General features: G+C 72.5%; 7 protein-coding genes. 3 read left to right on the top strand and 4 right to left on the bottom strand.

All coding sequences use genetic code 11. The features are described from left to right. Window positions 1-550: 550 nt before the first annotated feature. On the top strand, window positions 551-1,000 hold the full coding sequence (locus tag ACIRGB_RS26535) for a PTS glucose transporter subunit IIA (protein WP_403869879.1): 450 nt from the start codon (window positions 551-553) through the stop codon (window positions 998-1,000). Window positions 1,001-1,086: 86 nt separating this feature from the next. After that, a complete protein-coding gene (gene ptsP, locus ACIRGB_RS26530; protein ID WP_403869925.1) occupies window positions 1,087-2,757 on the top strand; it encodes a phosphoenolpyruvate--protein phosphotransferase in 1,671 nt (556 codons plus the stop codon). Window positions 2,758-2,830: 73 nt separating this feature from the next. Here ptsP and ACIRGB_RS26525 read toward each other — a convergent pair whose 3' ends face one another. Together ACIRGB_RS26525 and ACIRGB_RS26520 are read right to left on the bottom strand one after the other, a co-directional pair. Further along, window positions 2,831-3,733, bottom strand: coding sequence for a hypothetical protein (locus tag ACIRGB_RS26525; protein WP_403869876.1), 903 nt, complete (start codon window positions 3,731-3,733; stop codon window positions 2,831-2,833). A 121-nt stretch (window positions 3,734-3,854) separates the two neighbouring features. Then, window positions 3,855-5,831: an acetoacetate--CoA ligase gene (locus tag ACIRGB_RS26520; protein ID WP_403869873.1), complete on the bottom strand. Its 1,977-nt coding sequence runs from the start codon at window positions 5,829-5,831 to the stop codon at window positions 3,855-3,857. Between the two features lie 213 nt (window positions 5,832-6,044). Between ACIRGB_RS26520 and ACIRGB_RS26515 the strand changes: the two genes are divergently transcribed. Next, window positions 6,045-8,423 carry a glycoside hydrolase family 31 protein gene (locus ACIRGB_RS26515; RefSeq protein WP_403869870.1) on the top strand — a complete coding sequence of 793 codons (2,379 nt, stop codon included), beginning with the start codon at window positions 6,045-6,047 and terminating at the stop codon, window positions 8,421-8,423. On the opposite strand, the gene ACIRGB_RS26510 is transcribed toward ACIRGB_RS26515, so the two are convergent. Next, window positions 8,414-8,950 (bottom strand): NUDIX domain-containing protein, encoded by a 537-nt coding sequence (locus ACIRGB_RS26510; protein WP_403869867.1) that lies wholly within the window; start codon window positions 8,948-8,950, stop codon window positions 8,414-8,416. The genes ACIRGB_RS26515 and ACIRGB_RS26510 overlap by 10 nt on opposite strands. 48 nt (window positions 8,951-8,998) lie before the next feature. Then, window positions 8,999-9,823 (bottom strand): M15 family metallopeptidase, encoded by an 825-nt coding sequence (locus ACIRGB_RS26505; RefSeq protein ID WP_403869864.1) that lies wholly within the window; start codon window positions 9,821-9,823, stop codon window positions 8,999-9,001. Window positions 9,824-9,954: the final 131 nt, after the last annotated feature.

Below are 9,954 nucleotides of genomic sequence, written 5' to 3'. Positions count from 1 at the left end.
GTGACACCACGAGAGCGGAACAGTCGGAGGAATAATCCGACCGTTCACAGCGTCCTCGCTGTTGTGTTACTTCAAAGGAACCTCAACCCGAACGGTAGAACCGATCAGGTCGGGGTATCAACATATCTGGCGTTGACTTTTGGCACGCTGTTGAGTTCTCAAGGAACGGACGCTTCCTTTGTACTCACCCGAGATACTCTCGCGGGCTTTCCTCCGGGCGCTTCCCTTCGGTGTTTCCAACACTATCAGGCTTTCCCGGTGCTTCTGACCACCGTCCTGCGGACATGCAGAAGGTGATCCGGCGATAGGATCTGATGAGTTGGGTACTGCCGAGGCGGGGACGCCTTGCTGCGTCGCTCACCCTCAGGCAGGACTGACAACTGTACACGGGGCCGCTGAACGGGTGCAAATCCGCGAGGAGTGTGGTCTAGACCTCTAATCGGAAGACTCATGCGGAACCGGTACTTCCTATGACATACCCTGCTGCTCAGTGTGCCGTCCGGGACAGGCAGTGACGGCCCGTACAGATCCCCGCCCTGGGAGGCTTCCCATGACCACCGTCTCGTCCCCGCTCGCAGGACGCGCCATCGGCCTGGCCGCTGTGCCCGATCCCGTCTTCTCCGGGGCCATGGTCGGCCCGGGCACCGCCATCGACCCCGTACGGGAGCCCTCCGAGGCGGTCGCTCCGGTCGACGGCGTCATCGTCTCCCTGCACCCGCACGCCTTCGTCGTCGTCGACGAGAGCGGGCACGGCGTGCTGACCCACCTCGGCATCGACACCGTGCAGCTCAACGGCGAAGGCTTCGAGCTGCTGGTGAACAAGGGCGACACCGTCGTGCGGGGTCAGGGCGTGGTGCGCTGGGACCCGGCCGCGGTCGAGGCCGCGGGCAAGTCGCCGGTCTGCCCGGTCGTGGCCCTGGAGGCCACCGCCGAGGCGCTGACCGACCTCCGTGAGGACGGCGACGTGAAGGCCGGCGAGAGTCTCTTCCTCTGGAAGTGACGTCCGTGCCGTCACCCGACGGCATCGACGGCCGGCAGGACAACCACCGCGGCGGCGGGACCCGCCGCACTATCGGGACGGGTGAGATGGAGACAACGCTGCGAGGCGTCGGCGTGAGTCACGGTGTGGCGATCGGCGAGGTTCGGCACATGGGGACGGCGGTCCTGGAACCGCCGGCGAAGCAGATTCCGGCCGAGGACGCGGAGCGTGAGCAGGGGCGCGCCCGCAAGGCCGTGGAAGCTGTGGCGGCCGATCTGATGGCGCGCGGCAACCTGGCCGGGGGCGAGGCCCAGGCCGTGCTCGAGGCGCAGGCCATGATGGCCCAGGACCCCGAGCTGATGGCCGACGTGGAGCGGCGGATCACCGTGGGGAGCACGGCCGAGCGCGCCGTGTACGACGCCTTCGCCGCGTACCGCGCCCTGCTGGCCGGTGCCGGTGAGTACCTGGCCGGCCGCGTGGCGGACCTCGACGACGTGCGGAATCGTATCGTCGCCCGTCTCCTCGGGGTGCCGATGCCCGGTGTCCCGGACAGCGACGAGCCGTACGTTCTCATCGCGCGGGATCTGGCGCCGGCCGACACGGCGCTGCTCGATCCGACGCTCGTGCTGGGTTTCGTCACCGAGGAGGGTGGGCCGACCAGTCACAGCGCGATTCTCGCGCGGGCGCTCGGCGTGCCCGCCGTGGTGGCCCTGCCGGGTGCCGGTGAGATTCCCGAGGGCACCGTCGTCGCCGTCGACGGCAGCACCGGGGAGATCTTCGTGAACCCGGGTGAGGAGAAGAAGGCACGGCTGACGGCCGAGGCCGCCGAGCGCAAGGCCGCGCTGGCCGCCTCGACGGGGCCGGGTGCGACCTCGGACGGTCACAAGGTGCCGCTGCTGGCGAACATCGGTGGTCCCGCCGACGTGCCCGCGGCGGTCGAGGCGGGCGCGGAGGGTGTCGGCCTGTTCCGGACCGAGTTCCTGTTCCTCGACGACAGCGAGAACGCGCCGTCGGAGGAGAAGCAGGTCACCGCCTACCGCCAGGTGCTGGAGGCGTTCCCGGAGGGCCGGGTCGTCGTGCGGGTGCTGGACGCCGGCGCGGACAAGCCGCTGGACTTCCTCACCCCGGGTGACGAGCCGAACCCCGCGCTCGGTGTGCGGGGCCTGCGGACGCTGCTCGACCACCCGGACGTGCTGCGTACGCAGCTGACGGCGCTGGCGAAGGCCGCGGAGGGCCTGCCCGTCTACCTCGAGGTCATGGCGCCGATGGTGGCGGACCGGGCCGACGCCAAGGCGTTCGCCGACGCCTGCCGCGAGGCCGGGCTGCGGGCGAAGTTCGGCGCGATGGTGGAGATCCCGTCGGCCGCGCTGCGGGCCCGCTCGGTGCTCCAGGAGGTCGAGTTCCTGTCGCTGGGGACGAACGACCTCGCGCAGTACACCTTCGCCGCCGACCGTCAGGTGGGCGCGGTGTCCCGGTTGCAGGACCCGTGGCAGCCGGCGCTGCTCGATCTGGTCGCGCTGTCGGCCGAGGCGGCGAAGGCCGAGGGCAAGAGCTGCGGTGTCTGCGGTGAGGCCGCGTCGGATCCGCTGCTCGCGTGTGTGCTGACCGGTCTCGGTGTCACCTCCCTGTCGATGGGTGCGGCGTCGCTGCCGTACGTGCGGGCGACGCTGGCGAAGTTCACGCTGGCGCAGTGCGAGCGTGCCGCGGCCGCCGCCCGGGCGGCGGACAGTGCCGAGGAGGCGCGGACCGCCGCGCAGGCGGTGCTGTCCGGCGAGTAGGGGCCGGGTGCGGGCCGCCGTCGTCGCCGCGGTGCGGGGCGTTCCACCTTCGGGTGGGGCGCCCCGCACGCGTTCAGTGGTGGTGTCCCGGTGGCAGGCGGTCGTCTCCGAGGTCGGGCGGTGCGCAGTAGTCGACGTTGGATTCCGGGGAGACGAGGTCACCGGACTCGACGTCGGTGCAGTAGGCGTCGAAGACCTCGGCGGCGGTGAGCGGTTGGAGGCCGTATCCGCGCAGGCGCCAGCCGTGGATGCGGTCGGGGCCGTTCGGTGGGCTGATCCGCATCACGAGTCCGCCGGGGCTGTGGGTAGCCAGGCCGAGGGCGAGGACGCTGGTGAATTCCAGGGCCTCGGCCTCGTCGAAGTGCGGGGTCCCGTCGGTCTCCTCGTCGACGAGGAGGGCGGAGACCAGGGTCTCGTCCGGGTGGCCGGACACGCTGCACACCAGGTGCCGGCTGCCCGGTGGGGCCGTTTCGAGGACGCGGCCCAGGAGGCGGGAGGCCCGGGTGAAGGCGGCCCGGCCGAGGTCCTCGCCGCAGGTGGCGCAGCTGCCGAGGCGGGCGAGCAGGCTCGAGGTGTACTCCCAGGTGGCCTGGCGGACGGCTTCGTCGACGAGGGCCGGGAGCAGGTCGGTGAGGGGTTGGCCCTCGTAGGGCACGGTGGGGCCGTGGGCGGCGAGTTCGGCGGTGAAGCGGGCGCGGCTGGCGGGGGCGTCGGCGTCGAGGCCCGCCGCCGTGCAGAAGGCGGCGTACTCCTCCGGGTCGAAGAGCGCGACCGTGGTGTGCGTGCCCTGTGCCGCGCGGTCTTTGAGGACGGCCTCGACCTGGCGGAGGTAGGCGGCGTGGTCGTGGAAGGTGAAGCTGCGGTAGCGCCGCATGGCGCGGAAGTCGTGTTCGTCGGTGAGCAGCCCGATGGTGCCCGCGATCTCGCGGCGCAGAACGCGTCGCATGGTGTGGTCGGTCTGGGCGGTGTGCGCCATGTTTCCCCCTGTGCACGGTCGATCAATGCTCACTCACAGTAATCGGCGGCACTGACAACGGCGTCGGGAGGGCGCGGGGAGCCGGCCGCCGCCCGGGGCGGCCGGCTCGTCGGTGTCCTGGTCAGGACCGTTTGCGGGCGAGGTCCTCGTAGAAGTGGAGCAGGTCGAGGTTGTCGATGGAGCCGGGGTTGACGGCCTTGTCCAGCGGGGTGCCCTGGAGGAGGCGCTTGACCGGGACCTCGATGCGTTTGCCGGTCAGGGTGTGCGGGATGCCGGGCACCTCGATGACCTCGTCGGGGACGTGGCGCGGGGACAGGTTGGCGCGGATGGTCCGCTTGATGCGGTCGAGGAGGGCGTCGTCGAGGGCGGCCCCGGGTGCGAGGTGCACGAAGAGGGGCATCCAGTAGCCGCCGTCGGGCTGTTCGATGCCGATGACGAGGGACTCCCTGATCTCGGGGAGTCGCTCGACGGCCTCGTAGATGTCGGCCGAGCCCATGCGGACGCCCTGCCGGTTGAGGGTGGAGTCCGAGCGTCCGTGGATGACGACGGAGCCGCGTGAGGTGAGGGTGATCCAGTCGCCGTGCCGCCAGACGCCGGGGTAGGTGTCGAAGTAGCTGTCGTGGTAGCGGCTGCCGTCGGGGTCGTTCCAGAAGCGGCTCGGCATCGAGGGCATGGGCTTGGTGACGACCAGCTCGCCGACCTCGTCGGTGAGGGGGTGGCCGCTCGGGTCCCAGGACTGGAGGTCGGTGCCGAGGCCGGGGGCCTGGAGTTCGCCGATGTGCACCGGGAGGGTGGGGACGGCGCCCGCGAAGCAGGAGCACACGTCGGTGCCGCCGCTGACGGAGGCGATCCACAGGTCGGCGCCGCTCGCGGCGAACTCGTCGTGCAACCAGCGAAAGCCGTCGGGCGGGAGCGGGGAGCCGGTGGTGGCGACGCACTCGATGGCGGAGAGGTCCAGGTCGCGGGCCGGGTGGACGTCGGCCTTGCGGCAGGCCATGACGTAGGCGGCGGAGGTGCCGAAGAGGGTGGCGCCGGTGCGTTCCGCGATGCGCCACTGGGCGTCGGTGGCCGGGAAGCCGGGGCTGCCGTCGTAGAGGACGATCGTGGTGCCGGTGAGGAGGCCGGAGACGAGGAAGTTCCACATCATCCAGCCGGTCGAGGTGTACCAGAAGAAGCGGTCCTCGGGGCCGAGGTCGCAGTGCAGGCCGAGTTGCTTGAGGTGCTCGACCAGGATGCCGCCCTGGGACTGGACGATGGCCTTGGGCAGGCCGGTGGTGCCGGAGGAGTAGAGCACCCACAGGGGGTGGTCGAACGGCACCTGCTCGAAGACGGGCTCCGTGTCGCCGGCCGTCAGGGTGTCCCATTCCAGGGCGCCGTCCGGGGCCCCGGTGCCCAGGAGCGGGATGTGGATCACCGCGCGCAGGGTGGGCAGCTCCCGGCGCAGTTCGGTGACGGTGTCGCGGCGGTCGTGTTCCTTGCCGCCGTAGCGGTAGCCGTCGACGGTGAACAGGACGACGGGTTCGACCTGCTGGAAGCGGTCCAGGACGCTGCGGGCGCCGAAGTCGGGTGCGCAGGAGGTCCAGACACCGCCCACGGCGGCGGTGGCGAGGAGGGCGACCACGGCCTGCGGGATGTTGGGGAGGTAGCCGCTGACGCGGTCGCCGGGGCGTACGCCGAGGGCGCGCAGTTCGGCGGCGAGGGAGCCGACCTGGCGGCGCAGTTCGGCCCAGGTGACGGGGGTCGGCTCGTGGGTCTCGTCGACGTACAGGAGGGCCGGTTCGTCCGCGCGGGTGGCGGCCGCGCGCAGGGCGTGTTCGGCGTAGTTCAGCGTGGCGCCGGGGAACCACTGGGCGCCGGGCATCGACCGGTCGCCGAGCACGCGCGCGTAGGGGGTCGAGAAGCGGACGTCGAACCACTCCGTGACGGCTTTCCAGAAGGTGTCCAGGTCGTCGACGGACCAGCGGTGCAGGGCGGCGTATCCACCCTGGGCGGGGGCGCCGTGGTGCTCGGCCGCCCAGGTCTGGAACCTGGTGATGCGTGCCCGGGCGATGCGTGGTGCATCCGGCTGCCAGAGCGGCTGGGGGTTCTCGGTCGGCATGGGGCGGCTCCCGGACTGTGCGCGTCGTGTGCGTCCTCCGCGCACGGGCTGGGGTGTGCGCGTGACGCGGCTGACAGGGACGATGCCATGTGATCGACTTCCGCACCAGGGCGCGCCCCACATAGTCGGTGACATGAAGATGTGGTCCGGTCACGGGTGAACGGCAGTTGAACGACCCCCATGTGCGCGCTGGTCGATGGCAGGGTGAGCAGCATGGACGGTCGTGACCTGGTGCGTTCGATGAAGACGGTCGGTTCCGCGGGCATGGCGCAGGGGTTGCGTACGGTTCGGGCGGCGTGGCGCAGGCGGCGGGTCGACGCGGCCGGGCTGCCGCCGCGGGGTGCGGAGCGGGCGCGGGTGCCGGGTCCGATGCGGGAGGTGGAGCCCGGGCCCGGGGGTGGTGTCGTCCGGTTCGCCCGCTCGGAGCTGCGCATCCTGGTGGCGGTGAACGGAGCCGTGTTCTGGGGCTGGGACGGGGCCGGGCCGGAGCCCTCGTACGCGTTGGCGGGCCGTTGTCCGGAGCCGGATCCGCGGGCGGTGCTGGAGCCGGACAAGGACGGCGGCTGGCGGGTGGTGGCCGAGCGGGCGACGGTGGCCGTGTCCCGGCACGGCGCGGTCGAGGTGCGTACGCCCGGGAATGTGGTGCTCCGTCGTGAGCTGCCGCCCCGCTGGTGGGAGCCGGTCGGCGGCGGTCCCGCGCGCTGGACGCAGCGGTCGGAGGTGGCGGCCGACGCCCGGTTCTTCGGGCTCGGCGGGCGGTCCGCGGGGCCCCGGCTGCGCAACGGCACGTACCGGCTGTGGAACACCGGTCCCGGGCTGCCCTTCACCGCCGCCGAGGACACGTCGTCGGTCACGATGCCGGTGCAGCTGGTGGTGGCGGACGCGGGGACGCACCTGGTGTTCCACGACAGCGCGTGGGACGGCACGGTGGCGTTGCGGGAGGGGGTGGAGGGAGCCGGCTCGGGGCACGACCGGCCGGGGCGGAGTGTGCTGCGGATGGACGGCGGGCCGCTGCGGTGCTGGGTGACGGTGGGTACCCCCGCGCGCGTGCTGCTGGCCTGGGCGTCGCTGACCGGGGCGCCCGCGCTGCCGCCGGCGTGGGCGCTCGGGCATCATCACGCGCAGGCGGGTTTCGGCGACGAGCAGGACCTGAGGCGGGTCGTGGCCGGCCATCAGGAGCGTGATCTGCCGCTGGACGCGGTGCATCTGGGCATCGGGCACGGCGCTGCCCGGCAGGTGTTCACCGTCGACGAGGAGCGGTTCCCGAAGCTGTCCGTGCTCGCCGAGGAGCTGCGCAGGGAGGGCGTCCGGCTGGTGTCGGCCGTCGAGCCGGCGGTCGCGGCCGTGCCCGGCAACACGGTGTACGACGACGGGACGCGGGCGGACGTGTTCGTGCGGGACGCGACCGGGGCGGTCGTGCGGGGTGTGGGGCGGCCCGGGGACGTGGTCTTCCCGGACTTCACGCACGCGGGTGCGCGCGCGTGGTGGGGTGAACTCCACGAGGAGCGGCTCGGGCGGGGGTTCGCCGGGGTCTGTCACGACCTGGACGCGCCGACGTCGTTCGCCGCCTTCGGGGAGCCGACGCTGCCGCGGTCGGCGCGGCACGCGCTGGAGGGCAGGGGCGGCGACCACCGGGAGGCGCACAACGTGTACGCGTTGTGCATGGCGCGGGCCGGGTACGAGGGGCTGCGGGCGCTGACGCCCGATGAGCGGCCGTTCGTCCTCTCCCGTTCCGGTTGGGCGGGCCTGCAACGCTACGGCGGCGCCTGGGCCGGGGGCGTGGCCACGGGCTGGCCGGGGTTGCGGGCGTCGCTGGCGCAGGTGCTGGGGCTCGGGCTGTGCGGGGTGCCGTACACGGGTCCCGAGGTGGGCGGGGCCGACGGGAGTCCGTCGCCCGAGCTTTATCTGCGGTGGCTCCAGCTGGCCGCCTATCTGCCGTTGTTCCGCACCTCCGCCGGGTCGCGGGCGGGGCGGCGGGAGCCGTGGGAGTTCGGGGCCGAGGTGCTGGAGCACGCGCGCGTGGCGCTCGTCGAGCGGCGGCGGCTGCTGCCGTACTTCGTGACGCTGGCGCATCTGGCCCGGCGTACGGGCGCTCCGTATGTGCGTCCCCTGTGGTGGCAGGCGCCGGAGGACCGGGCGCTGCGGGACTGCGAGGACGCCTTTCTGCTGGGCGACTGTCTGCTGGTGGCCCCGGTGCTCGATGCCGGGGCCGACCGGCGTGCGGTGCGGCTGCCGCGGGGGCGCTGGTACGACGTGGTGACGGAGCGGGCGTACGAGGGGCCGGCGCAGGTGCTGGTCGACGCTCCCTGGGCGCGGATTCCGGTGTTCGCGCGCGCGGGAGCGGTGATTCCGGTGCGCGGGGAGGACGGCGGGCCGGAACTCGAGGTGTGGGCGCCCGCGCCGGGGCGGACCGGCGGTGGGCTGGTCGTGCCGGACGCGGGCGACGGCTGGGTGGAACCGGAGATCGAACGGTACGTGTGCCGCTGGGAGGGCCCTCGGGTGGTCGTGGAGCGGCAGGGCGAGGACGGTATGAGTGAGCCGTCCTGCCCCGTCCGCGTCCGGGGACTGGCCGAGCGGGCGGCTCAGAGGTAGCGGCCCTCGAAGAAGGCCCGTACGGCCCGGGTGTGCAGGGGGAAGGCGAGCTCCTCCGGCCTGCGCAGCAGGTGCCGTCCCTCGGTCTCGTCCGTGGCCGTGGAGGGCGGCAGTCCCTCGGCCGGCCGTTCGGGCAGCAGGCCGAAGAGCAGCAGGTGGCCGTCGGCCGAGCTCATGGCGTCGGCGAGCCGTACGTCGCGGCTCGCCGCGTCGATGCCCGTCTCCTCCTTGAGTTCGCGGACGACGGCCTGTCGCCAGTCCTCCCCGTGGTCGACGTAGCCGCCGGGCAGGGCGACGCCGCCGCGCGCGGGGGTCACGGTGCGGGTGATGACGACCAGGGCGGTGCCCTGCGTGTCGTACACGGGCTGGAGGGCCACCGCGACCGGCAGTGGGTTGCGGTAGGCCATGGTGCCGCACCCGGGGCAGGTGCGGGGCCAGCCGGAGACGCCCTCTCCGTAGGGCGATCCGCAGCTCGAACAGTGGGAGCCCGGCGCGGAGTTGGGAACGGAGGTTTCATTTTCGGACACGCGGCGGACTGTATCCGATCAACGGAGCGGGCGGCTCCGGCAGGCCGGTCAGCGGCGGCTGGCGAGCGACTTCGCGGAGACCGGGAAGTCGAAGTAGGTGTCCGGGTAGGTCTCGGGCTTGTAGGTGAAGTGCCACCACTCCTCGGGGAGGTTCACCAGGCCGGCGTCCTCCAGGGTGTTCTTGAGCAGCAGCCGGTTGGCGCGCTGCGCGCCCTGGATGCGCGGGTCGAGGGTGTGCGAGCGGGTGTCGAAGCAGTCGTAGCCGGTGCCCATGTCGACGGAGTTGTCCGGGAAGCGCTCGCCCTGAGGCGCGAAGCAGGGCACCAGGGGCTGTCCGGGGTGGTACGGGCGGGTGGGCCGGGCGGGGAGCCGCACGAGGGTGAGGTCCATGGTCGAGCCGCGGCTGTGGCCGGACTTCTCCGCGATGTAGCCGTCGGCGAACAGGCGGGTCTTGTCGACCTCCGGGTAGAACTCGGCCTTCATGTCCTGGTCGTCGAGGTCTTCGGCCCAGCGCACGAAGTGGTCGACGGCGCGCTGGGGCCGGTAGCAGTCGTACACCTTGAGGGAGTAGCCCTGGCGCAGCAACCGGGTCTGGGCGCGGTGGAGGGCCTCGGCCGCGGGGCGGGTGAGGATGCACAGGGGCTGCCGGTAGCCGTCGACGCGCTCGCCGACGAAGTTGTGCGCGGTGACGTAGCGCATCTCCTCGATGATCGTCGGGTCGACGCTCCGCAGGGCGACGAAGTCCTCCGGGGCCCTCGGCTCGGGCCGCGTCTGCGCGGAGGCGGGGGCTGCCGTGGCGGGGAGGGCGGTGGCGGCGAGCAGGGCGGCGAAGGTGGTGGCCAGGCCGCGGAGCGCGGTGGAGAGTCGTGTCATGTCCCCTGCATCTATCAGGGTGGGGCTCCGTGAGGGAAGTGGGCGGGCCCGCGACGCGCCCGACCGACGCCGCGTGAGCGCGCCGGAATCCTGCGTGAACGTCACGTGAACTGGGCCCGGGTGGGAGGCTG

The organism is Streptomyces sp. NPDC102490 (genome assembly GCF_044765285.1).
Taxonomy (GTDB): Bacteria; Actinomycetota; Actinomycetes; order Streptomycetales; family Streptomycetaceae; genus Streptomyces.
This window is presented reverse-complemented; position numbering and strand designations above follow the sequence as displayed.

What these genes read in the sequence shown, in the direction of transcription:
- ACIRGB_RS26535 (WP_403869879.1), top strand. Translation starts at nt 551, where the DNA reads ATGACCACCGTCTCGTCCCCGCTCGCAGGACGCGCCATCGGCCTGGCC.
- ptsP (WP_403869925.1), top strand. Translation starts at nt 1,087, where the DNA reads ATGGAGACAACGCTGCGAGGCGTCGGCGTGAGTCACGGTGTGGCGATC.
- ACIRGB_RS26525 (WP_403869876.1), bottom strand. Translation starts at nt 3,733, where the DNA reads ATGGCGCACACCGCCCAGACCGACCACACCATGCGACGCGTTCTGCGC.
- ACIRGB_RS26520 (WP_403869873.1), bottom strand. Translation starts at nt 5,831, where the DNA reads ATGCCGACCGAGAACCCCCAGCCGCTCTGGCAGCCGGATGCACCACGC.
- ACIRGB_RS26515 (WP_403869870.1), top strand. Translation starts at nt 6,045, where the DNA reads ATGGACGGTCGTGACCTGGTGCGTTCGATGAAGACGGTCGGTTCCGCG.
- ACIRGB_RS26505 (WP_403869864.1), bottom strand. Translation starts at nt 9,823, where the DNA reads ATGACACGACTCTCCACCGCGCTCCGCGGCCTGGCCACCACCTTCGCC.